Raw genomic sequence first — 21,588 nt, 5'->3', positions numbered from 1 at the left:
CTGCAATTGCAAGGCCCGTTTTTTCAGTTGGGATTAAAGGTAAACGAAACTTCAGCCGTGACGTGCGGCTCGCTCGTTCTCCAGGAATTCTTCTTCCAGCATCGCATCGGCCAGGGCCACGGATTCGGTCTGGACCGCAGCGGCGCGTTTGCCACGCAACTTGCCGAACAGATGTTCCAGGGCATTTTCCAACTTCGTCGACGCGCCCTCGATCGCTGCCTCCAGCGAACCGGCCTTATGCGTCACGGAAATCGGTTGATGGCCCTTCGGCCGGGCTTCGATCTGGCAGCGCAGATCATGGGGACCAGGCTTGGCGCCGTTTTCATCCCCCAGATGGACTTCGACCCGAGTCAGGTCTTCCTCATAACGTTCGAGCGTGCTTTCGATGGTAGTACGTACCCACTCCTCCAGTCGGATGCTGCTTTGAATATGGTTATCACTGTTGACTTGGATTTGCATAGTTCATCCCTTATTTCGGCTAGCTCGCCAGGGGCCTGTCGACGTTGGCGTAACGGCCCCTTGAGTACAGAGTCGGGCTGCCCGAGGAACAATTCAAGCCCTTTAAAAAGATAAATATTGATTTGCAAATAAAGCCGGACAACAGGCAAAAGCGCTGTTAATGTCGGGAGTTTCCTCGCCCCGCCATCTTTCGCGATTTGCGCCCCGCACCGCACCGTCAACGAACATCCCGCCCCGAAACGGGCAGTCCCTGGGGTCCCGTTCCAGAGCGTCGCGAGCTGTCTCACCGCGAACATTGACCGACAGTTTTTCCGGCATGCCCCTTGCTATCGTCTTATTGCAGCGGCCAGAGGCTGCAATCTGCTGATGGTTGCTTGCACTCAGCGATGGAACACGATCATGGAATGGCCGATGGTCCGGTATTGCGAACTAATCCCGATCAAGGCCGGTCAACAACTGCACGTTCAATCAGGCGGTGACGCATCATGGACAACCCTTTTCAGATCATTACCGACGCTTTTGCGCCGCAGTATCAAATCAACCTGAGCATCCAGGGCCTCGACGGCAGCATCATGCTGACCCTGTCCCGGGCCGGGCGGATCGTCGCCAAGCGCATGATCAGTGCCCAGCAGCGCAACGATCCGGAACGGCTCAAGCGCCTGGTGCAAAGCATTCAGTTCGGCATCGCCATCGAACAGGGCCACAGCGCCGTGGCGATCCTCGAAGCCATGACCGGCGGCGACAACGTCAAGCTGCCACCACCGCGCACCCAAGGACCGGCCTCCGCCAGCCTTTAGATTTCCCCTTTTTCTATTTCTGCATGCTCGCTGGAGCCCGCGCCGACCTTACGGTGCGGGTGCTCGATCTTCACCGACGGGAACTGCGACGACGCGTAGCGAACCACCAGGATCGAGAATGCCAGCAGCAGGATTCCGCCGCACAGGTAGATGATCCCCAGGTCCGGCGGGCTGTGGTGGGAAACGTTGGAGATCAGCAGGCGGGTCAAGGCGGTGATGGCCACGTAGATCAGAAACCGTACTGGCATGTGGTTGGTCTTGAAGTAGATCCCGACCATCGCGCCCAATTCCAGATAGATGAACAGCAGCAGGATATCGTCGATCTTGATGTGCCCTGCCTCGATCATCTGCAAAAACTCCATGACCGCCGCCCATGCGGTCACCGCCCCGATGGCGAACAGCGCCAGATAGTGGAACGTCTCGACGAACAGGTTGCCCAGGGACTCGGCCAACTGATGGACGTTCTGGCGCAGATTCTCGGCCCAGTTGATTTTCACGATACGGTTTCCTTAGGTCGACTCGACCGAATGATGCGGGTTGGACGTGACGGTTGTTCTGCATGCAGAAAAAAGGCCAGCGCCGTGAGTGAGATGGCGAAAGGCTGGCAACCGACACGTCCTCCCCACGACAAACGCCGAAACCGGTCTACATTAAAAAGCCACTACCCAAAGAGAAAGGATTCGCTTATCCTCCGAGCTGTATATAAATACAGTATTCGCAGATTACCGGTTTGAAGGCGCACGAGGCGGGACCGACCGTCGCACCTCACAGCCGTGATGCTTGGATTTTATAGATTCCGCAGCCTGGCTTCCCATGCTTGCGGCAGACATGCAAACAAACGAGAGGCCAGCCATGGCTGTTGAGATTCTGTACCGCAGTACACGTGATTTGGAGACTACGTTTTTGGACCGTAAGCTCGCTGATGCCCATGACCAGATGCTCGAACTGGCGGAGGTGCTGACCACTGTTCTGATGAAGAACGTGCAGGGCCTGAACGAGAAACAGGCTGAGGATGCGAGCATCTTCATGGCAAAAAACAGAGCGGCGTTTGCAGCCGCGTTCAAAAGCAACGCAGCCGCCCTCGGGGAGCTTCTGGGTACCGAAGAAAGCGAGTGAGGCCGTTGCCGACTGCTCAATGCAGCGTGAGGTCCAGCCTGGGGCGACTCAATAGTAACGGCGTGGATCGGAATCGATCAGGCTGGCCAACTTTGTCAGGGCGAAACGCAGCTCGTCCTGGCTGGTAGGGGACATCAGCACCACCCTTACACTTCGGCTAGTCCCGGAGCGTTCAGCCTGGAACTGCGAGCCACTGAGTACCAGTACGCCGTTGGCCCGGGCCAGCATCGTGAATTCGTCGCCGGTCCACGGTTCGGGCAGCGTCAACCAGACATGGTACGCATAGGGCTGGGCCTTGAGCTCGAAGTTGGCAAAGACTTCCCGAGCAATCGCTTGCCGCCCGGCGGCTTCATTGCGCTGGATGCGGATCAGTTTCTTGTCCAGGCCCTCGGTGATCACATTGCTCGCCAGTTGCGCGGTCAACGGTGACGGCATCCAGACACTGCTGCGCACCATCGAGGTCAGCCGTGACAGCAGTTTCGGCGGGCTGTAGAGATAACCGACCCGAAGCGCCGGCATGACCGCCTTCGACAGACTGGTCAGGTACACCGACCGGTCCGGCGCAAAAGCCGACAGCGGTCTGGTCGACGGATCGGTGGCGAGGAAACCATAGATATCATCGTCCAGGATGATGAAGTCGAACTCCTCGGCCAGCGCGGCAATCTGTGCCCGACGCTTTTGCGACATGATCGCCGCCGTCGGATTCTGGCAAGTCGCCACACAAACCAGCATCGCTGGTTTCTCTCGCAAACACAGTTCACGCAACGCTTCGGGGATGATGCCTTCGTCATCCATCGGCACACCGCGCAGGCGGCGTTCGAGGCCATGGGCCAGGGAAATGATGCCCGGGTAGCAAAGCGCCTCGCAGAGTACCAGGTCGCCAGCGTTGGTCAGCGCGCTCATCGCGACCATCAAGCCATGCTGGGCCCCGGCGGTGATCACCACTTGCTGCCATTGCGCGTCGGGCAACGAATGACGCAGCCACTGCGCGCCTGCTTCACGATGGGCCGGGTGACCACCGTCCGGGGCGTAATCCAGGGCGCCGGCAAAATCGGTGCTTTTTGCCATGCCCACCAGCGCACCGCGCAACCAGTACTCCAGGGTTTCGCTGGAAGGCTTGATGATCGAGAGATCGAGCAGTTCGGGCTGCCCCAGGTTCAACGGCGCGGCGCCATGAGTTGTCGGCAGGTCCAGTTGCTGCTGGCTGAGCACATACGTGCCACGCCCCACCTCACCTTGCACCAGCCCACGTCGATGGGCTTCGCCATAGGCCCGGCTGATGGTGCCCGGCGTGACATCCAGGGCATTGGCCAATTCCCGCAGGGTCGGCAAGCGGTCACCCTCGCTCAGCACCCCATTACCGATGTCGCGTGCCAACGCATCGGCAATTGACAGGTACATCGGCTGGTTGAACTCGCTTAGCTGGGGAATCCACATGAATGATCGCCGCCCCTCGTAGAAATGATGAATTTGCGAGCATATCACATCGAGGCGAGGCCATTAATGATGGGAACAATCAAGGAATTGAGTCGATTGATTCGATATCCAATCCAAAACCGGTTCTCAAAAGACAACGCATTGAAAATTAATATACATATAAATCATATAGTTAATTGAAAAAAAAGCAGAACGCTGCGAAACCTATCACCGAACCATTGAATCAATTCAATTCATTCAAATACACTCATCCAGAATCGAATCAATCGATTCAATCAATCCCTGATCAACTGCACGCTCCTGCCGTGCCAAGTCGAGACATCATGGCCACACTCAGAAAGGATCTATCCCTGTCAGCGATCATCGCGGGCTTTATCGCCGTGATCATTTCCTACGCCGGCCCCCTCATCATCGTGTTCCAGGCAGCCAAGGAGGCACACCTGGCCAACGATGTGGTGTCCTCATGGATCTGGGCCATTTCCATCGGCAGCGGGATCACCGGCCTGCTCCTGAGCTGGCGCCTGCGTGTTCCTGTGATCACCGCATGGTCGACACCGGGCGCGGCCTTGCTGGTGTCGATGCTGCCGACCGTCACCCTGCCCCAGGCCATCGGCGCCTATGCAGTGGCGTCGCTGATCATTGCCGTCGTGGGTTTGTCCGGCGCGTTCGACAAACTGATGAGTCGCCTGCCCAAAGCCATCGCCGCCGCCATGCTCGCCGGCATCCTGTTCCGCTTCGGCGCAGAGCTGTTCACTTCGATCAAACTGCAGCCGGCGTTGGTACTGTCGATGATTGCGGCTTATCTGCTCTGCAAGCGCTTTTCGCCGCGCTACGCGATTCTGTCGGTGCTGGTGGTCGGCTGCGCGATGGCCGCCGCGTTCGGAGAACTCAACAGTGGTTCGATTACCATCGAGGTGGCCCATCCGGTCTTTATCGCCCCTGAATGGAGCTGGCACGCAATCATCAACATCGGCCTGCCATTGGCGCTGGTGACGCTGACCGGCCAGTACGTACCGGGCATGGCCGTGTTACGGACCGCGGGCTACAACACGCCGGCGCGCTCTATCATTTCGGTCACTGCAATTGGCGCGGCGCTGATGGCGCCCTTCGGCTCCCACGGTTTGAACCTGGCGGCCATTACCGCAGCGATCTGCACCGGCCGCGAGGCCCATGAGGACCGCGACAAACGCTACATCGCCGGCATCGCCTGCGGGGTGTTCTACATCCTGATGGGCACCTTCGGCGCAACGCTGGCCTCGGTATTTTCCGCACTGCCGAAAGAACTGATCGCCTCCCTCGCCGGCCTCGCCTTGTTCGGTGCAATCAGCGCAGGGCTGACCGGAGCCATGGCCGATGAAAAGCAGCGGGAAGCAGCGCTGATCACCTTCCTGGTGACCGCATCGGGCATGAGTTTCCTGGGGCTGGCCGCCGCATTCTGGGGCCTGATCTTCGGTCTCGTGGCGCATTTCGTGCTGACCCATACCCGGCAAGCCAAAACCGCCGTCATCGCCGCGGGCAACTGATCATGACGGTTCGCGGTGCGCTGCGAGCCGTTGTTAGCGATACAGCAAACGCTCCGCCAATTCATCCGCCACCCGGGCTGGTGAGCGTTTCTCCGCCTGGGCATGGGCAAAGACTTCCGTGAGCCGGGCAGCGATTTTCGACAGGTGAGCGGTGATGGTTGGCAACTCTTCGCCGCGATGCTTGAGGGCGACGTAGATCAGGCCGCCGGAGTTGATCACATAGTCCGGCGCGTAGAGAATCCCGCGCCTTTCCAGTTGATCGGCCACTTGCAGGTTGCTCAACTGGTTATGGGCCGAGCCGGCCACGGCCGAGCAACGCAGTTGCGCCACGCTATGGCTGTTGAGCACACCGCCCAGGCCGCAAGGAGCAAGAATGTCGCAAGGGGTGCTGAGCAACGCATCGTTGGCAATGGGATGGGCGCCCAATTGCTCCATTGCCAGTTGCACCTTGCCGGGGTCGATGTCGCTGACCAGCAGTTCGGCACCGGCCGCGTGCAACTGTTCGGCCAGGGCGTACCCGACATTGCCCAGGCCCTGGATCGCCACGCGCAGGCTTTCAAGGTTATCACTGCCCAGCCGGGCCATGGCCGTGGCACGAATGCCGGCAAACACGCCCATCGCCGCGTGAGGTGCCGGGTCTCCCGAGGCGGTGGTACTGGTGACATGACGGGTCTGTTGGGCGATGCAATCCATGTCGGCCACCGAGGTACCGCTGTCGATGGCGGTGATGTACCGGCCATCCAGTTGCTCGATGCAGCGACCAAAGGCTTCGAACAACGCGGCCCGGCTTTCGACATGGGCCGGACGCATGATCACCGCCACCCCGCCACCCACGGGCAGCCCCGCCAGGGCGGCCTTATAGCTCATGCCTTGGGCCAGGCGCACGGCATCGACCACGGCACTTTCATCGTCGGGGTAGGACAGATAACGACATCCGCCCAAGGCTGGCCCTGGGCGGCTGCTATGGATGGCAATGACCGCCTTCAACCCTGTTGTCGGGTCCACGCTCAAGTGCAGCGATTCAAGGCGGGAGCTTTGCATGAGCGCAAACATCGACAGGCTCCCGAATCACTTCTGTTTGTTTCGCCAGTATAGGCGCGTAGCTGAAATTTGCTGGAGCACGCCGGAATAAGCCGCTTCAGCTGTCAGTCTTTTCGGACATAACCGTTGCCGCCTCTCTCCGATACTGGACGAAAGCCCGTGGCAGGGCTAAAACGAGGCAATGTCCGGAGAGTGTGATGAAACCGCGCCAAGCCTTTTTTGAATGTCTGCACCGGTCGCCTGCTGCGCTGTTCGAAGCGGCGCTTTGGATCGCTGCCGAGCATGATCGCGACGTCGACGTACCGGCCCTGCTGAGGGACTTCAGGGATCTGCAACAGCGGGTCAGCCATGACCTGCCGTTGCTGCCCGTCGCTGAGCTGGGCCAGCCCTTGTTGCGCTGCCTGAATGACCTGGGGTTTGCCCAGGACGATTTCACGCCCCTGCGCCCGCGTGTAGCGTTGCTCGACAAAGTGTTGGCCAGAAAGCGCGGCCAACCGCTGGCTCTCGCCCTGATTGCCCTGGAATTGGCCCGAGGTCTGGAAATACCGATGGTCGGGGTCAATTTCCCCGGTCACTTCCTGCTCCGGGTGCCCGGTGCCGATCACCTGCTCGACCCATGCGGCGGCCGTCGGCTGTATCCCAACGACTGCCGGGAACTGTTACAGCGCCAATATGGCTCGAACGTGTCGCTCAAGGCTGAACACCTGGCCAGCGCCGAACCGCTGCAGATGCTCCAGCGCCTGTCACGCAATCTCCGGCAGTTGCATCTGACGAACGACGAGTACATCGACGCGCTGATCGATGCTGAACGGGTGCTGGAACTCGGCAACGCCAGCGCCGCCGATTATCTGGCCCGCGCCAGCCTGTACCAGCGGCTCGACTGCCCCAACGCCGAACGCTTCGACCTGGAACATGCGCTGATGCTCAGTGACGACCCGATCCAGCGGATCCGGCTGACAGAACGGCTGGGGCATCTGCCGCCGAATTCGATTGTGCATTGATCTGCAGAGAGGCCGGCGCCCTGGTTGAATGTCAGGCCGCCATCGCGAGCAGGCTCGCTCCCACACGGGACGGTGTAACGCGAACCATGTGGGAGCGAGCCTGCTCGCGATGGCGCCAGATCAGCCACCCTTGATGTCAGCTGGCAGGCGTGTCCACCTGATGAGCCGGATGCGCCCGCTGGAACGCGGCATGTGCAGCTGCCAGCGCCGCAACGCGACGGATCCGTGGATAACCTTGCAAGGACACGTTGAAACGCTCAGCCGCGTACAACTGCGGGATCAGGTAGACATCTGCCAATCCTGGCGCGGGGCCGAAACAGTAGCCCTCGTCGCCGATCAACTGCTCCACCGCCGCCAGCCCCTGGCTGATCCAATGCCCGATCCACTCCGTCACCTGCGTTTCATCGTGCCCCCACTGCCGCAGCTTGTTGAGCACGCTGACGTTGTGCAATGGGTGGATATCGCAACCGATCAGGGCGGCGACGCCGCGTTCATGGGCACGCACCGCCAGGTCAGGATTGAGCAGCGGCACCTGTGGATAACGCTCCTCCAGGTATTCGATGATGGCCGGCGATTGCACCAGCAGCGCCCCCTCGTCGGTACGCAGCGCCGGTACCCGCCCTTGCGGGTTGATCGCGAGGTAAGTCGGCTGACGATGCTCGCCTCCCGGCGGTGCGATCAGGTTGACCGGCACGGCACGGTAATCCAGGCCCTTGAGTGCCAGGGCGATGCGCACCCGATAAGACGAAGTGGAGCGATAGTACGTATAGAGTTCCATGCCCTGTCCCTCAACGCGCCGGCAGGATCTTGCCCCGGCATTCGCCAAAGCCGATGGAGGCGACGCCCTCACGGCTGCAACGGGCCCGCAGGATGATTTCGTCGCCATCCTCGAGGAACTTGCGCACTTCACCGGACGCCAGCTCGATCGGCTTCTTGCCGCCCTCGGTGATCTCCAGCAAGCTGCCGAATTGACCGTTCTCCGGGCCCGACAAGGTGCCCGAGCCGAACAGGTCGCCGGCCTGCAACTGGCAGCCATTGACGCTGTGGTGCGCGACCATCTGCGCCACGGTCCAATACATGTAGCGGGTGTTGCTCAGGGTCAGGCGATGGGCCGGCAGGTTCCGCTCACGCATGGCTTCGGTCAGCAGCAGGACTTCCAGCTCGATATCAAAGGCGCCGCCTTCCTGATCGCGCTTGTCCAGCAGATACGGCAGCGGTTGCGGATCGCCTTCAGGCCGCGCCGGTTGAGGGCGACGGAACGGTTCCAAGGCTTCAGCCGTCACGACCCACGGCGAAATGCTGGTCAGGAAACTCTTCGACAGGAAAGGCCCAAGCGGTTGGTATTCCCAGGCCTGGATATCCCGCGCCGACCAATCGTTGAGCAGGCAGAACCCGCCAATGTGTTCAGCGGCATCACCGATGGCGATGGGCTCGCCCAGTGCATTGCCCTTGCCGATCCAGATCCCCAGCTCCAGCTCGTAGTCCAGCCGCGCGCAGGGGCCGAAAGTCGGTTCACTCTGGCCAGCGGGCAGGGTCTGGCCCTTGGGGCGGCGTACATCGGTACCGGACGGGCGGATGGTCGAGGCGCGACCGTGGTAGCCGATGGGAACGTATTTGTAATTGGGCAACAGCGGGTTGTCGGGGCGAAACAGCTTGCCGACATTTTGCGCATGCTCGATGCCAACGTAGAAGTCGGTGTAGTCGTTGATTTTCGCCGGCAGGTGCATCTGGCAATCCGTCGCCAGGGGAAGCATCTTCGTCCCTTGGGCCAGGATCTGCTCGCGTTGCGCACTGTCTTCGCCCAACAAGGCCAGCAGTCGTTCACGCAAGGCCACCCGGGCATTGCGACCCAGCTCGAAGAATGCGTTCAACTGGCCGCCGCTCATGGCTTCGACGGCTTCGCGCGCTGCGCCATCGAACAGGCCTGCCTGCAGCGCGGCCTGCAAGTCGAACACATGATCGCCAATGGCAACACCGCTGCGAGGAGCGTCGCCGTTCACGCTAAAGATCCCCAGTGGCAGGTTTTGCAGTGGGAAATCGGCATGGCCGTTGGCAGAGGCAACCCAGCTACGGGCAGGGGAAACTTGGGTCATGGATTATCTCCGGGTCGGGTCGAACGTGACGGGCAGCGAAGCCCAACAGGCATCGTAGTCGGTTTGCAGTTGCGGGCAGTCCAGTGCGAAACGACTCGGGCGCAGCACCTGGCTGGTTTCGAACATGAAGGCCATGGTGTTGTCGATTTTCACCGGTGTCAGCTCGGCGTTGATTGCCTTGGTGCAGGTTTCACCGTCCGGACCGTGGGCGCTCATGCAACTGTGCAAGGAGGCTCCGCCCGGCAGGAAACCCTCGGCCTTGGCATCGTAGGCGCCCTGGATCAGCCCCATGAATTCGTTCATCAGGTTGCGGTGGAACCAGGGTGGACGGAAGGTCTTTTCCGCCACCATCCAGCGCGGCGGGAAGATCACGAAGTCGAGATTGGCCAAGCCGTGGACGCTGGTAGGCGAGGTCAACACCGTGAAAATCGAAGGGTCCGGATGATCGAAGCTGACCGTGCCGATGGTGTTGAACCGGCGCAGGTCGTATTTGTACGGCACGTTATTGCCGTGCCAGGCCACGACGTCGAACGGCGAATGATCCAGTTCGCAAGCCCACAACTCACCGAGGAATTTCTGCACCAGCGTGGTCGGCTGAGCGAGGTTTTCGTAATGCGCGACTGGGGTCAGGAAGTCCCGCGGGTTGGCCAGGCCGTTGCTGCCAATGGGACCGAGATCAGGCAGGCGCAGCGGCGCGCCATGGTTCTCGGCGAGGTAGCCACGGGCCTGCGGATCGAGCAGCTCGACGCGAAACTTCAAGCCGCGAGGCAACACGGCGATTTCCAGCGGTTCAAGTTCCAGCCGCCCCAGCTCGGTGACGATCCGCAATCGCCCCGACTGCGGCACGATCAGCCATTCGCCGTCCGCATTGAAGAACACCCGCTCCATGGAACGGTTGGCACGGTAGTGGAAGATGCTGATCCCGGCGGGCTTGTCCTGGCCGGCATTGGCGGCCATGCGCACCAGCCCGTCGATGAAGTCGGTGGGGTCGGCGGGGATGTCCAACGGGTTCCAGCGCAGGCGATTGGGGGTGACCTCGCCCAGCGCCCCGCCGGCCAGTTGGCGTTCCAGCTTGACGAAAGCCGGATGGTTGGCCGATGGCCGGATGCGATACATCCAGGTGCGCCGCGCCTCGCTGCGCGCCATGGTGAATGCCGTACCGGAAAACAATTCGGCGTAGAGACCGTAGGGGGCCTTCTGCGGCGAGTTCTGGCCGGCAGGCAGCGCGCCAGGCAGCGCTTCGCTGGCAAATTCGTTGCCAAAGCCTGATTGGTACGCCAGCTCAGACGCTGTGGAATCGAGGTTCATGGAGCCTCCTGAACACCTGTTGTTTTTATCGTAATTCGATTACGCATAACGTAATTTGCTCGACAGCGACCGTCAAGCTATAAAGACGCCCATTCGCCCTCCGGATCCAGTGCCTCCATGGAAACCCCGCTCAATAACGGCAAACAGAAAGTCCGCTCGGCCGAAGTCGGCACCGACATCCTCAAGGCCCTGGCCGAACTCTCCCCCTCCACGTCGCTGTCGCGCCTGGCCGAACACGTGCAGATGCCGGCGAGCAAGGTTCATCGGTACCTGCAGGCCTTGATTGCCAGCGGGTTCGCCGAGCAGAACACCGCCACCAACCATTACGGCCTGGGGCGCGAAGCCTTGCGGGTGGGCCTGGCGGCGCTGAACGGCATGGACGTGCTGCAAGTGGCCGCCCTGCCCCTGGCGGAACTGCGGGACGACTTGAACGAAACCTGTTTCCTGGCGGTGTGGGGCAATCACGGCGCGACCGTGGTACGGATCGAACCCGCCGTGCGCGCCGTGACTGTGGTGACGCAACTGGGTTCGGTGTTGCCGCTGCTCAGTTCGTCCACCGGACTGGTGTTCAGTGCCTATCTGCCGGAGCGCGAGACCATCGGGCTGCGAGAACAGGAGGTGGCGGCCACCGACACTCATGCACTGGCCGACGACCACGCCTATGCCACCCTGTGCGAACAGATCCGCGGTCGGGGATTGCATCATGTGCATGGCTTGCTGATGCCAGGCGTGGACGCCTTGTCCGCGCCGGTCTTCAATGCCGTCGGCCAAGTCACGGCCGTCATGACCATCGTCGGCCCGACCTCGCTGTTCCATGCCGACGAAAATGGCCCGGCGGCCCAACGATTGTTGGCGGCGACCCGGGCCGTGAGTTGGCGGATGGGGTATGAGTCCGGCTCAGGATCAGCTCAGTAAGTCCGGAACCATTCTGATCAGTAAATCGTTGATATGCACGGTGGTCAGCTGTGGATGCAGGTGCTCGTCGCTGCCACTGAAGGGGACGGCATGAATGGCCTGGTGACTGCCGTGCGAGTGGTAAGGAATTTCATCCTGCTCGAAATGGCCCAGCAGGTACTCGGCCAGTTGCTGAGAGGAAGACACCACGCGCTTGCCGAAGTCATGGGTGACGAAACTGGTGACGTAGACTTCATCGAGATTTACCCCGGGCAAATGAATGTTCAACGCCCCGCGAATATCCTCGACCGTCAGACGCTTGATCGTGCGCCAAGACAGATCCATTGAAGGTTTTCCGGCAAGGCTTGTCACGATCTCCATGACAATGCGTTCGAACTCGATCAGATCCAGAGCCTTTACCCGGTCTTCGGCAGCAAAGGAATAACGCTTGCTGAAGACATTACTGAGTCCTTGCGTGTAATGAGGCAGTACTTGTTCTTCGACGCAACTCAGCGCGACATCGAACAAGGTCTCGGAAGATTGAAGCTCTGCGCTCGAAACATTGGTCAGTGTCGTTAGGTAGTTGGCATGGGGATTAATCCCTCGCGCCTCCAGCGACTGGCCCAACAGTACCCGCACGGCAAAATCCACACGGGTTTTCTTGAGCGTAAAAAGCCTTTCAGCGTGAGAGGAAAACAACGGCATATTCATAAGCATCCTTGTCTTGTATTCGGACTTCCTGTCCGATCCTTTATTGATGTTCACCCAGGCAGGGTTCACTGATAAAGCGACCGGGTAAAACAACCCGTGCAACTTCACCAGGGCCGTTATACACCAGAGCCCCCGCTTATCGTGAAACGGCAAATGTAAGCGTGCGTGAGGAGTTGCAAACAGTTATCTCAGGCAGTGCCTACCTTGCACAAAACAACCGGGCTTCTAATAGCGGAACTAACCCATGACACCCATGACCTTGGCCTTCGCCACCGCCTGGGTACGTCGCTGCACGCCTAACTTGCTATGTATCCGCCGCGCATGGGTTTTTACCGTGTGCAGCGAAATGAACAACCGTTCGGCAATTTGCTGATTGGAATGGCCTTGGGCAATCAGCTCCAGAACTTCCAACTCTCGCTGACTGAGCAAGGCGCCTTCGGCAATGACCGTTGGCTGTCCGACGGGCTCCGCCGACTGTGCCCAACGCATCAGTTCCGGCTGGCGCAAGCGCAGCTCACACAGGGCCTGCTGCGCGCGCCAACAGGCGACTCGTTCCAGACCTTCCTGCATCAGGACACGGGCCTGGGAATGCTCGCCGCACAGCCAGACGACTTCGGCCAAGGCCAGATGCAGCTCGGTTTCCAGTCCCTGCATTCCACAGCGTTGCGCCTGGGCAATCATGTCTCTCAACCGGCCCTGCGGATCTTGCGCCCGCTGCAGGTAGACCTCGGCCAGTACCAACAGGTATTCAAGCCGCGGAATCAATTCCAGGGTCGCAGGCGGCGCGTGCCTGGCCTGTGGGCCGCGGAAATGTCGCAAGACCCGGGTCAAGGCTTCATGGGCCAGTTCCGGGCGGCCTTGCTGCAACCAGAACTGGCAACTGGTCTGCAGCAACACACCACGGTATACGGTGTCGGGAATGTGCCGCTGCTGCATGACCCGCTCGGCTTCACGCAGTTGCACGAAGGCTTCGCCGTAGTCGCCCTGGTTGGCGGCCAGACTGGCCTTGCCGAGAAAGCCGTAGAGCACTTGTTTGTCCTGACAGTGAAGACTCGTCTCCAGACCCGTTTGAAACTGCTCCGCAGCCTGCTCTGCATACCCCATGCGCAATGCCAGGCGCCCGCGCCGCAGGGCAATGCGCCCCAGCAACGGAGAAAAGTCCTGGCCTGGCTTATCCAGCAGCCCCTGCACCGCACTCAACAGATGGTCGGCCCGGTGAGGCGCGCCGCGCTGCTCCAGCACTTGGGCGTGATCCAGCTCCAACACCCCCTCGAACACCAGCGAACCCTGTGCACGCGCCAGGCACAGCGCCTGGCGGTTGATCCATTGGGCCGACGCCAACTCGCCCCTGAGCAACGCCTGTTGTGTCAGCCCCGACTGGCACAGCAGTCGTGAAGCCCAGGCCTCCGGATCCAAGCTGTTCTGGGCCTGGATAAAATGTTCGCTCGCCTGATCACCCTCTCCTGCCAGGTGCCGCAACCAGCCACTGAGAACCTGCCACCGGGCAATCAACTGGCGCTGCTGGCAGGCCTTGGGTTGGGGGGCAAACCTGGCCAGTTGCTCGATACACGCCGATGCCTGATCGAAACGACCGGCGAACAGCAGCGCGGCCGTGACCAACCCCACCGACTGCGGCGTACCCAGCGCCAGCGCTTCGCCCTGTCGATCATGCAAACCCAGTAACAGCGCCACGTTGCGACCTTGCAAGACATGCTCGAAGCTCAGGTGCTGCAGAACACTGACGGCGGCCTCGAACTCTTCAGCCAACATTGCCTGCTCGAACGCCATCGGCCAATCCTGCTCGGCCGCGAACCACTGGCAGGCCCGTCGATGCCAGGAGCGCCCTTGGGGCCAGGGTTCCTCACGCACCAGCCGGGCCAGGGCCGGGAATATCCGCAACCAGTCCGAGGATTGCTCCCACGGCTCGATAAAGCATCCCAGATCCTGCAACAAGGGAAGGCATTCCGCTCCCACGGTGTCACCGAACAGATGCTCGCACAGCCGCGCATTGAAGCGCGGCAGATGGGCCAGCACGCGCCAGGCCTGTGCCAGGTCCGGGGTCAACGCGCTGAACAATTCGTGCTCCAGATAATCGAGCAAGGTACCGGGGCGTCCCGGCGATGCGTGGCGGCGCGCCCACTCGCAACGCTCGAGCAAGGCGATGCGCACACCGGCGCACCAGCCGCCGCTGCGCTGTATTACCTCGCGAGCCGTACGGATCGCCAGAGGGCCAGGCAGATGACCGAGCAACGGCTGAATATCGTCAGGGCTGAACACCAGCGCCTTCGCATCGAACTCGTGCAGCTCGTCATCGAGCAACAAGCGCAACCAGTTGCAATGTGGTCGGCGACGGCCATTGAGCCACAGGTGCAGCGCCGGGCTGCTGGCGTTCAGCAGACGGTCAAGGAACTGGTCCAGTTCGGGATTAGGTACTCGGCAATAATCATCCAGGAACAACCAGGTCGGCGTCTGCAAGCGCGCCAGATGGGACAACAGCGCCGCCTCCTCCATCACCGGTAGCCCGAGGGTCTGCGCCAGTTGCTCGCACATCTGCTTCGCATCCAACGCCGCGCCCCCCAGCGGCAGCCAGTGCAACTGGCATCCGGCGGGAGCCTGTAGAAAACATTCGGCAAACAACGCGCTCTTGCCACTGCCCGCCGGCGCGCAGAGCAGTTTTATCCGAGCTTCGGAAGTGAGCAACGGCTCGCTCAGGGACCGACGTGGCACATGCGTCGAGGACAGGCGAGGCAGCAATCCAGGACGATCCGGACACGGGGTCATGGCGGTCATGTGCGAGAGTCCCTTTTATTGTTGTCTCACCACCCTAGCCCTGTGTCGCCAACCTTTGGAGAAGTATTCAGCGCGCTGATCGCGCGCCATAAGAAAACGACCGGAAAGATGTTCTTGTGGCGAGGGGATTCATCCCCGCTGGGCTGCGTAGCAGCCCCAACACAGGCGACTCAATCAGCCTGATACACCGAGTCGTAGGGTTTGGGGCCGCTGCGCAGCCCAGCGGGGATGAATCCCCTCGCCACAGATCATCCCCTCACCGCAGATAAAATCCCTCGCCACAATCAGAAGGCCATCAAGGCTTACCGAACCCCGCTCGAGCGCAGCGCCGCCGGCGTGTAGTCGGCTGCCCTGGCCTCGAAACCATACTCATAGCTGTGCTTCTCTTCGTTCTTCATGCCCAGCGCAATGTAGCGGCCGGCGATGATGTCGTAGAGCGTCTCGAGGGTATAGGCGGGGTTCTGGTGGTCGTAATAGAACTGCGCATGCCCTTCGGCCACACGCCACAGTTGACCACGACCGTCGTAGTGATCCACCAGCGCCGCCTGCCAGCTGTCTTCGTCGAAGTACATGTGGCGCTTGGCATAGATGTGCCGCTCGTTGGGCTTGACCGTACCGATCACTTCCCAGACCCGGTGCAACTCATAGCGGGTCAGGTCCTGGTTGATGTGGCCGGCCTTGATCACGTCGTCGTACTTGAGGTTGGGTGAGTCGAGCTTGTAGCTGTTGTACGGAATGTACATTTCCTTCTTGCCGACCAGTTGCCAGTCGTAGCGATCCGGTGCACCGGAGAACAGGTCGAAGTTGTCGGACGTGCGCAGCCCGTCAGCGGCAGTACCCGGGCCGTCGTAGGCCACCTGAGGGGCACGGCGCACACGGCGCTGGCCGGCGTTGTAGATCCAGGCCAGGCGCGGCTCCTTCACCTGGTCGAGGGTTTCATGCACCAGCAGTACGTTGCCGGCCAGACGTGCGGGGGCGGTGACTTCCTGCTTGAAATAGGTCAGCACGTTGCTGGCTTTTTCCGGATCGGCGTCCTTGATCAGGGCCGGCACCGCGGCTTCCTCTTCGAAACGGATCGGCGTAAAGCTGCCGTTGGTCTGCGGTGTCGCCTGGGTGATGATGCGTCGCAGGTTGCCACCGTGATAACGGGTGATGTGGTTCCAGATGACTTCCACACCGTTCTTGGGAATCGGAAACGCGTAGTAGCGGTTACCGGTGAAATTGGCCAGGCCGTTACCGTCGTTGATCGCGGTGACATTGAGCGCACTGCGCTTGGCCGACTCGTAGATTTCCGGCGGCAGCCCAACGCTGCGATGGGTCGGATAGACCGGGATCCTGTAGGTCTCCGGGTAGCGCTTGAACATCGCGACCTGGCCTTCGGAAAGCTTGTCCTTGTACTTGTCCACCGTCGCGGCGGTGATGATGAACAACGGCTTCTCATTGGCGAACGGATCCGCCAGGAAACCTTTGCTGTCCACGGCACCGGCGTTTTTCGGAATACCACCGGTCCAGGCCGGGATCGAGCCATCGGCGTTACCGGCTTTCTCCGCACCCAGCGGCGTCAGGCTGGTGCCCAGTTTGTTCGCCTCGTCCGGCGAGACCGCCGCCATCACGTTTGCGGCCAACAGGCTCAAAGCCAGGGCGCCGCATTGCAGGATCATCTTGCGCATAGGTTTTTCCTTGTCAGCCAGATCAGAAGTTCACGCCGAAGCTCAACGCGAGGAAGTCGCGATCCTTGAGGACGTTGTAGTCGCCGCCGAAAAAGTCGGTGTAGCTCAGGCTGGCGGTGTAGGTGTTGCGATAGTCGGCATCGACGCCGAGGCTGACGGCCTTGGCGCCCTCGTTGAACAGACCGTTGGGACCGTAGCCGGCCACGTCATGGGACCAGGACATGTTGGGCTTGAAGTTGATGCCGGCGATGACGTTGGAGTAGTCGAGGATCGCCCGGGCGCGATAGCCCCATGAGGTCGAGGTGACGAAGCCATCAGTGTCACCGTTGAACCCATATTGGCCGTAGACCGAATCGCGGCCGTAACGCAGCTTGTCCTTGGACTCCAGCCCGCCGACATGCACCACCGCCGCCTCGCCCACCAGGGTCAGGCGGTCCGCGCCCAACACCTGATCGAAGAAGTGCGTCATGGTGCTCTGGATCTGGGTGATTTCCTTGCGGCGGTAGCCGGTGTTGTCGGCGCCGGCCCTGGTTGCAATCGGTGAGGCTGCTCCACCGGCAATCGGATTGAGCAAGGCCAGGGTCAAGTCGTTGGTATTGAGCTGTACCGGAGCGTTGGGGCGATAGCTGATTTCACCGGTCCATGCGGTGCCGGTGGGCAGCGTGGTGGAGAAGCTGGCACCGTACAGATGGATGTCTTCGGGGTATTCCAGGTAGTACTGACCGCGACCCAGCATCACGCTTTGCGCCAGCCCCGCACCGCTGCCCGGAGCCAGACCGTTGGCAATCGCAACCATTCCCGGTAGAGCCGCCAGGGTTGAAGCTCCCGCCGTCGTGGTACCGACCGTAGGCGTGCGACTGTGGTAGTTCATGAAGTACAGACCGTACTCGGTGTCATCACCAAGCCAGCGCAACGCCGTGCCCCACTGGCCGGAGTCACGGGCATCACGGTCGCCGCCACGAGGAATGACCACGCCTTCGCTGGACACCTCGATCCCCTGACCGAACGCCTGGGTCAGCGGTACGAACGGCGCGATAGCCGGGCTGCCCACGGTATAGCCACTGGTGCAGCCATCCGCTACCACGTCATTGCCGAAGAACGTGCCGCAGTTGTCGACCACCGTCTGGTCCCACTCCAACTGGTAGAAGCCCTCGATGGTGAGCTTGTCGGTCAGGCCTTGGGAGGCGAACAGCATGTTCACCGGAATCAGGCCTTCCTTGATCTCGGCACCCGGGCGACGGAATGCGGACACGTCCACCGGGTTGATGCTGTTGATGGAGTTGCCGATGAAGGTACTCTCCCCCCAACTGACCACCTGCTTGCCGGCACGCACGGTGCCCGGCAGATCGGCGATGGAATAGTTGTGATAGACGAAGGCATCGAGAATCTCCGCCCCTGAGGACTTGGCGCCCTCCTTGCGATTACTGTCGCTGATGTCCTTGAACGGACGGCTTTCGTCCTTCAGCTCGAAGTCATACCAGTACTTGCCACGCACGAACACGCCGGTATCACCGTACTTGAGTTCGAGGTCGTGCAGCCCCTTGAAGATCTTCGAGAAGGTCTCGCCCTTCTTGAAATTCAGCCGCCCATCATCACCGGTGGAAGCCTGGCCCCGACCGCCGTTGACCGTGCCGATAAAGTCCTTGTTGGCATCGCTCATACCCCAGCTCGCGCCCACGGACAGCGAGGAGTCGAACTGGCCTTCGATCTCGCCAATGTTGAATGAGACAGCCTGAGCCTGGGCACAGCAGCCCAAGGCCACCGCAACGGCCAGCGCCTGCGGCTTGAAGATGGCGCGCATTGTTATTGTTGTCATGCGTCTTCCCCGGTGAGTGACAGAGACTTCACCCTACTGCCGCCCGTCATGGGCGATAAGCGCACCAAGGAGGTATTCACGTTGTCGCTCGAAAGGATGATTGCCCGCACAAGACGGGGCTTTGCACACGCCATGGATGGGCTGGATAGTGGCCCATCAGTGCAATGCATGTTCGGCGCTTCGTTTCGACTGTTGCGCGCGCCGTAACAGTGCATGTCCGGATCCGGTCTGTTTCCCGATGCGCCCGATCCCTATGCTGGCCGGGCTTTCAGGGTAACGGGCCTGCAAGCACCCGCCATGGCATCCCTCACGCCTGGCGCACCGTCATTCGGATGGATTATCGATCCATCACCCCGTGCTTACCGACGTTGGTTTGTGGCTCCTTTGCAACGTCATCTTCAGGCCGCTGCTTTTTGCAGCGGCCTTTTTTATATCAATGGTTTCCAGATGGGTACCCAAGCTGACTTGAGTTCTGCGGCGCGGTTTTCTCCGGCGTGAGATTTCTTGTTTCCTACAACACCTTCGGAATCTCTCACCTGCCCAACTTTCAGGATCGAATTTATAGTCTTTATTCGTCGATCAGGGATGGATCAGACTTTTGAAAGGAGAGTTTAATGAACACCATTGAGCAAATAATCAAGAATGAGCCATTAGAAGAAATCGTCACAGTATTTGCACTATTGAAAGCGCCCCCACATTTGGACATGATGATCAGACGCCATAACATTAAGCTTATACAGCATGGTGAGCTTGAAAGAACTTACACTAAGCTTTTCAAAACAGGGGTCCTGGCAAACGGCAAAAAAGGTCTTTGCATTAAGGGCCCCAACTGGAAAGCACCAAAATTCTTTCTTGAAAAAAGATACACCTAACCATTAGCCGCTGCCTGTACAGCGATTTCTTTATCTCCAGGTTATAGAACCCCACAAACCAAACGCCAATTCCTACAAAAGACCAAGACCCTCACTACAAGCCAATTTGAAGATCATTGTTAGTCTGAAGTTAATCGAAGCGCGCAGCTTCGACCCCTTCAATTATCAATGAGCACATTTATGTACCCGATAAATTCCACCCGTTACCGTTCAAACAAAGGCCACAACAACCGCATTCGCTTTCTGGTTTTCCATTACACGGCCGCCAATTTCTCATCTTCCATCAGCGCACTGACCGGCGCCTCCGTCAGCGCCCATTACCTGGTTCCGGACTTCACTGACCCGAGTTATGCGGAAGCAGGTTTCAACGAGCCGCAGATTTTCAATCTGGTGGACGAAAACAAGCGTGCCTGGCACGCAGGGGTGAGCAGTTGGGGGAATCGCAACAATTTGAACGACACGTCCATTGGAGTCGAAATCGTCAATCTGGCCGCTGATCACCAGGGAACATTCACCTTTCCGCCTTACTCGCCGCAGCAAATCGAAGCAGTGGAGCAGTTGGCCCTCGACATACTCGGGCGTTATCCCGATATCAGCCCGGTCAATGTCGTGGCGCATTCGGACATCGCCGCCGGGCGCAAGAGTGACCCGGGCCCGATGTTTCCCTGGCATGCTTTGTATTCGAAAGGCATCGGCGCGTGGTTCGATGACTGCACGCAACAGTCTTTCCTGCAGGCCTACCGATGCACAGGCGTACCAACGCGGGAACATCTGCTGGGGCTGTTCAGGAAGTATGGGTATGACACGACAGCGGCCACGACGGTCACGGGTTTCCAGCGCTTGGTACGCGCCTTCCAGTTGCACTTTCGGCCGGCGAAACATGACGGGGTGATGGACATCGAGACCGCGGCGAACCTGGCAGCCCTGGTCAAGAAGTACTTTCCCTGAGCACGGTTATCGTCGGCAACGACAACCGGCCCAGGCAATAATCGTTACACGGCGTAACGCTGCATATTCGCCATCATTTCCTTCAACGCTTCCAGGTTGTCATTGGGATGCACCGCGTTGTCGAAATCGCAGATCTGTTGCCAATGGGCAGCAACGTCTTCGGGCGAGAAGCCTTTGCTTGGGTCGAACCCGACGCCGAGGCTGCGCTCCCAGCGTACTTTGCCCATCCAGCCGCCGCCCACTTCGAACAACCCGGAGGTTTCCTGGCAGGCTTCGCTGGCCAGGTACACCACCAACGGGCTGACGAATTCGGGCTTGAGCTGTTCGAACACCTGCGGTGGCATCAGGCCTTCGGTCATGCGCGTGCCGCCGGTGGGGGCGATGGCGTTGACCAGGATGTTGTTTTTGCGGCCCTCGATAGCAAGGGTACGCGTCAGGCCATAAAGGCCGAGCTTGGCCATGCCGTAGTTGGATTGGCCGAAGTTGCCGTAGATGCCGGACGTGGAAGCGGTGAAGATTACCCGGCCATAATTTTGCTCACGCAGGTGCGGCCAGGCGGCACGGGTGACTTTGTATGCGCCCTCGACGTGGACGCGGTAGACCAGGTCCCAATCGGCGTCGTCCATTTTGTGGAAAGTCCTGTCCCGCAAGATGCCGGCGTTGTTCACCACGACATCGACCCGGCCAAACGCGTCGAGGGCGTTTTGCACAAGTTTGTCGCCATCGGTAACAGAATCGTGGTTCGCCTCGGCGATGCCCCCGGCTTCGCGGATTTCAGCGACCACCCGATCCGCCGCCGAGGCATTGGCCCCTTCCCCCTGCGCGGAGCCGCCGAGGTCATTGACCAGCACCTTGGCGCCTTGCCTGGCGAACAGCAGCGCATGGGCCCGCCCCAGCCCACCGCCGGCTCCCGTGACGATTACCACTTTATCTTCGAAGCGCACAGACTCACTCATGGGCAGAACTCCAGCAGGCCGAGGATTTAAAGCCTGAGTGTCAGGCACGGGGCGGACGGTCACAATCAACACGGTTGCGAGTGAATGGTAGGCGATAAGGTGAGGGGATGATGCGGGGGGCCGGATTCAACCCGAACCGGGTTCGGCGGCAGATCC

19 protein-coding genes are annotated in these 21,588 nt (G+C 60.3%); 7 read left to right on the top strand and 12 right to left on the bottom strand.

Annotation, left to right across the window (positions count from 1 at the left end; all coding sequences use genetic code 11):
* Nucleotides 1-51: 51 nt before the first annotated feature.
* Nucleotides 52-459 carry an HPF/RaiA family ribosome-associated protein gene (locus PCOSP_RS04630; protein ID WP_047699635.1) on the bottom strand — a complete coding sequence of 136 codons (408 nt, stop codon included), beginning with the start codon at nucleotides 457-459 and terminating at the stop codon, nucleotides 52-54.
* Nucleotides 460-944: 485 nt separating this feature from the next.
* On the opposite strand from PCOSP_RS04630, the gene PCOSP_RS04625 reads away from it, so the two are divergent.
* The gene (locus PCOSP_RS04625) at nucleotides 945-1,256 is read left to right on the top strand and encodes a DUF3509 domain-containing protein (RefSeq protein ID WP_139645868.1); all 312 of its coding nucleotides are present in this window, start codon (nucleotides 945-947) and stop codon (nucleotides 1,254-1,256) included.
* On the opposite strand, the gene PCOSP_RS04620 is transcribed toward PCOSP_RS04625, so the two are convergent.
* Nucleotides 1,253-1,753 (bottom strand): phosphate-starvation-inducible protein PsiE, encoded by a 501-nt coding sequence (locus PCOSP_RS04620; RefSeq protein WP_041022371.1) that lies wholly within the window; start codon nucleotides 1,751-1,753, stop codon nucleotides 1,253-1,255. The two genes, PCOSP_RS04625 and PCOSP_RS04620, sit on opposite strands and share 4 nt — an antisense overlap.
* Nucleotides 1,754-2,108: 355 nt before the next feature.
* Here PCOSP_RS04620 and PCOSP_RS04615 point away from each other — a divergent pair, with 355 nt between their 5' ends.
* A complete protein-coding gene (locus PCOSP_RS04615; RefSeq protein WP_139645866.1) occupies nucleotides 2,109-2,372 on the top strand; it encodes a YebG family protein in 264 nt (87 codons plus the stop codon).
* Nucleotides 2,373-2,420: 48 nt separating this feature from the next.
* Here the strand turns inward: PCOSP_RS04615 and PCOSP_RS04610 are convergent, their stop codons facing one another.
* Complete coding sequence (locus PCOSP_RS04610; protein WP_139645864.1) at nucleotides 2,421-3,809, bottom strand: aminotransferase-like domain-containing protein; 1,389 nt, start codon at nucleotides 3,807-3,809, stop codon at nucleotides 2,421-2,423.
* A 323-nt stretch (nucleotides 3,810-4,132) separates the two neighbouring features.
* Between PCOSP_RS04610 and PCOSP_RS04605 the strand changes: the two genes are divergently transcribed.
* Entirely contained in the window at nucleotides 4,133-5,332 is a 1,200-nt protein-coding gene (locus PCOSP_RS04605; protein WP_464710431.1) for a benzoate/H(+) symporter BenE family transporter, read from the top strand.
* A gap of 33 nt (nucleotides 5,333-5,365) precedes the next feature.
* On the opposite strand, the gene PCOSP_RS04600 is transcribed toward PCOSP_RS04605, so the two are convergent.
* The gene (locus tag PCOSP_RS04600) at nucleotides 5,366-6,385 is read right to left on the bottom strand and encodes a Glu/Leu/Phe/Val dehydrogenase family protein (protein WP_041022375.1); all 1,020 of its coding nucleotides are present in this window, start codon (nucleotides 6,383-6,385) and stop codon (nucleotides 5,366-5,368) included.
* A gap of 185 nt (nucleotides 6,386-6,570) precedes the next feature.
* Between PCOSP_RS04600 and PCOSP_RS04595 the strand changes: the two genes are divergently transcribed.
* The gene (locus tag PCOSP_RS04595; protein ID WP_139645860.1) at nucleotides 6,571-7,374 is read left to right on the top strand and encodes a SirB1 family protein; all 804 of its coding nucleotides are present in this window, start codon (nucleotides 6,571-6,573) and stop codon (nucleotides 7,372-7,374) included.
* Nucleotides 7,375-7,510: 136 nt separating this feature from the next.
* Here PCOSP_RS04595 and maiA read toward each other — a convergent pair whose 3' ends face one another.
* The 3 genes from maiA to hmgA are packed head-to-tail and all read right to left on the bottom strand — an operon-like array spanning nucleotide 7,511 to nucleotide 10,775.
* Nucleotides 7,511-8,152 (bottom strand): maleylacetoacetate isomerase, encoded by a 642-nt coding sequence (maiA, locus tag PCOSP_RS04590; protein WP_139645858.1) that lies wholly within the window; start codon nucleotides 8,150-8,152, stop codon nucleotides 7,511-7,513.
* Nucleotides 8,153-8,162: 10 nt separating this feature from the next.
* A complete protein-coding gene (gene fahA / locus PCOSP_RS04585) occupies nucleotides 8,163-9,467 on the bottom strand; it encodes a fumarylacetoacetase (protein WP_464710430.1) in 1,305 nt (434 codons plus the stop codon).
* Nucleotides 9,468-9,470: 3 nt separating this feature from the next.
* Nucleotides 9,471-10,775 carry a homogentisate 1,2-dioxygenase gene (hmgA, locus tag PCOSP_RS04580; RefSeq protein WP_139645854.1) on the bottom strand — a complete coding sequence of 435 codons (1,305 nt, stop codon included), beginning with the start codon at nucleotides 10,773-10,775 and terminating at the stop codon, nucleotides 9,471-9,473.
* Between the two features lie 117 nt (nucleotides 10,776-10,892).
* Here hmgA and PCOSP_RS04575 point away from each other — a divergent pair, with 117 nt between their 5' ends.
* Nucleotides 10,893-11,690 (top strand): IclR family transcriptional regulator, encoded by a 798-nt coding sequence (locus PCOSP_RS04575; RefSeq protein ID WP_139645852.1) that lies wholly within the window; start codon nucleotides 10,893-10,895, stop codon nucleotides 11,688-11,690.
* Here PCOSP_RS04575 and PCOSP_RS04570 read toward each other — a convergent pair.
* The 4 genes from PCOSP_RS04570 to PCOSP_RS04555 all read right to left on the bottom strand — a co-directional run bounded on the left by PCOSP_RS04570 (nucleotide 11,679) and on the right by PCOSP_RS04555 (nucleotide 18,656).
* A complete protein-coding gene (locus PCOSP_RS04570) occupies nucleotides 11,679-12,380 on the bottom strand; it encodes a hypothetical protein (protein ID WP_464710429.1) in 702 nt (233 codons plus the stop codon). The genes PCOSP_RS04575 and PCOSP_RS04570 overlap by 12 nt on opposite strands.
* A 237-nt stretch (nucleotides 12,381-12,617) precedes the next feature.
* Nucleotides 12,618-15,170 (bottom strand): helix-turn-helix transcriptional regulator, encoded by a 2,553-nt coding sequence (locus PCOSP_RS04565; protein WP_464710428.1) that lies wholly within the window; start codon nucleotides 15,168-15,170, stop codon nucleotides 12,618-12,620.
* A 302-nt stretch (nucleotides 15,171-15,472) separates the two neighbouring features.
* Nucleotides 15,473-16,840 carry a DUF1329 domain-containing protein gene (locus PCOSP_RS04560; RefSeq protein ID WP_139645846.1) on the bottom strand — a complete coding sequence of 456 codons (1,368 nt, stop codon included), beginning with the start codon at nucleotides 16,838-16,840 and terminating at the stop codon, nucleotides 15,473-15,475.
* Between the two features lie 22 nt (nucleotides 16,841-16,862).
* Complete coding sequence (locus PCOSP_RS04555) at nucleotides 16,863-18,656, bottom strand: DUF1302 domain-containing protein (protein ID WP_139645844.1); 1,794 nt, start codon at nucleotides 18,654-18,656, stop codon at nucleotides 16,863-16,865.
* Nucleotides 18,657-19,270: 614 nt separating this feature from the next.
* Here PCOSP_RS04555 and PCOSP_RS04550 point away from each other — a divergent pair.
* Together PCOSP_RS04550 and PCOSP_RS04545 are read left to right on the top strand one after the other, a co-directional pair.
* Entirely contained in the window at nucleotides 19,271-19,528 is a 258-nt protein-coding gene (locus PCOSP_RS04550) for a hypothetical protein (RefSeq protein ID WP_139645842.1), read from the top strand.
* Nucleotides 19,529-19,708: 180 nt separating this feature from the next.
* Nucleotides 19,709-20,476 carry an N-acetylmuramoyl-L-alanine amidase gene (locus tag PCOSP_RS04545; RefSeq protein ID WP_464710427.1) on the top strand — a complete coding sequence of 256 codons (768 nt, stop codon included), beginning with the start codon at nucleotides 19,709-19,711 and terminating at the stop codon, nucleotides 20,474-20,476.
* 44 nt (nucleotides 20,477-20,520) lie between these two features.
* Here PCOSP_RS04545 and PCOSP_RS04540 read toward each other — a convergent pair whose 3' ends face one another.
* Nucleotides 20,521-21,432: an SDR family oxidoreductase gene (locus PCOSP_RS04540; RefSeq protein WP_464710426.1), complete on the bottom strand. Its 912-nt coding sequence runs from the start codon at nucleotides 21,430-21,432 to the stop codon at nucleotides 20,521-20,523.
* Nucleotides 21,433-21,588 lie beyond the last annotated feature (156 nt).

It is taken from the genome of Pseudomonas sp. MAFF 730105 (genome assembly GCF_055380705.1).
The sequence above is the reverse complement of the archived record's forward strand: the minus strand, read 5'-3'. Positions and strand labels throughout refer to the sequence as shown.

Bases quoted from the DNA above. Each gene is read 5' to 3' on its own strand.
- PCOSP_RS04630 (WP_047699635.1), bottom strand. From the start codon at position 459: ATGCAAATCCAAGTCAACAGTGATAACCATATTCAAAGCAGCATCCGA.
- PCOSP_RS04625 (WP_139645868.1), top strand. From the start codon at position 945: ATGGACAACCCTTTTCAGATCATTACCGACGCTTTTGCGCCGCAGTAT.
- PCOSP_RS04615 (WP_139645866.1), top strand. From the start codon at position 2,109: ATGGCTGTTGAGATTCTGTACCGCAGTACACGTGATTTGGAGACTACG.
- PCOSP_RS04610 (WP_139645864.1), bottom strand. From the start codon at position 3,809: ATGTGGATTCCCCAGCTAAGCGAGTTCAACCAGCCGATGTACCTGTCA.
- PCOSP_RS04605 (WP_464710431.1), top strand. From the start codon at position 4,133: ATGGCCACACTCAGAAAGGATCTATCCCTGTCAGCGATCATCGCGGGC.
- PCOSP_RS04600 (WP_041022375.1), bottom strand. From the start codon at position 6,385: ATGTTTGCGCTCATGCAAAGCTCCCGCCTTGAATCGCTGCACTTGAGC.
- PCOSP_RS04595 (WP_139645860.1), top strand. From the start codon at position 6,571: ATGAAACCGCGCCAAGCCTTTTTTGAATGTCTGCACCGGTCGCCTGCT.
- maiA (WP_139645858.1), bottom strand. From the start codon at position 8,152: ATGGAACTCTATACGTACTATCGCTCCACTTCGTCTTATCGGGTGCGC.
- fahA (WP_464710430.1), bottom strand. From the start codon at position 9,467: ATGACCCAAGTTTCCCCTGCCCGTAGCTGGGTTGCCTCTGCCAACGGC.
- hmgA (WP_139645854.1), bottom strand. From the start codon at position 10,775: ATGAACCTCGATTCCACAGCGTCTGAGCTGGCGTACCAATCAGGCTTT.
- PCOSP_RS04575 (WP_139645852.1), top strand. From the start codon at position 10,893: ATGGAAACCCCGCTCAATAACGGCAAACAGAAAGTCCGCTCGGCCGAA.
- PCOSP_RS04570 (WP_464710429.1), bottom strand. From the start codon at position 12,380: ATGAATATGCCGTTGTTTTCCTCTCACGCTGAAAGGCTTTTTACGCTC.
- PCOSP_RS04565 (WP_464710428.1), bottom strand. From the start codon at position 15,170: ATGACCGCCATGACCCCGTGTCCGGATCGTCCTGGATTGCTGCCTCGC.
- PCOSP_RS04560 (WP_139645846.1), bottom strand. From the start codon at position 16,840: ATGCGCAAGATGATCCTGCAATGCGGCGCCCTGGCTTTGAGCCTGTTG.
- PCOSP_RS04555 (WP_139645844.1), bottom strand. From the start codon at position 18,656: ATGACAACAATAACAATGCGCGCCATCTTCAAGCCGCAGGCGCTGGCC.
- PCOSP_RS04550 (WP_139645842.1), top strand. From the start codon at position 19,271: ATGAACACCATTGAGCAAATAATCAAGAATGAGCCATTAGAAGAAATC.
- PCOSP_RS04545 (WP_464710427.1), top strand. From the start codon at position 19,709: ATGTACCCGATAAATTCCACCCGTTACCGTTCAAACAAAGGCCACAAC.
- PCOSP_RS04540 (WP_464710426.1), bottom strand. From the start codon at position 21,432: ATGAGTGAGTCTGTGCGCTTCGAAGATAAAGTGGTAATCGTCACGGGA.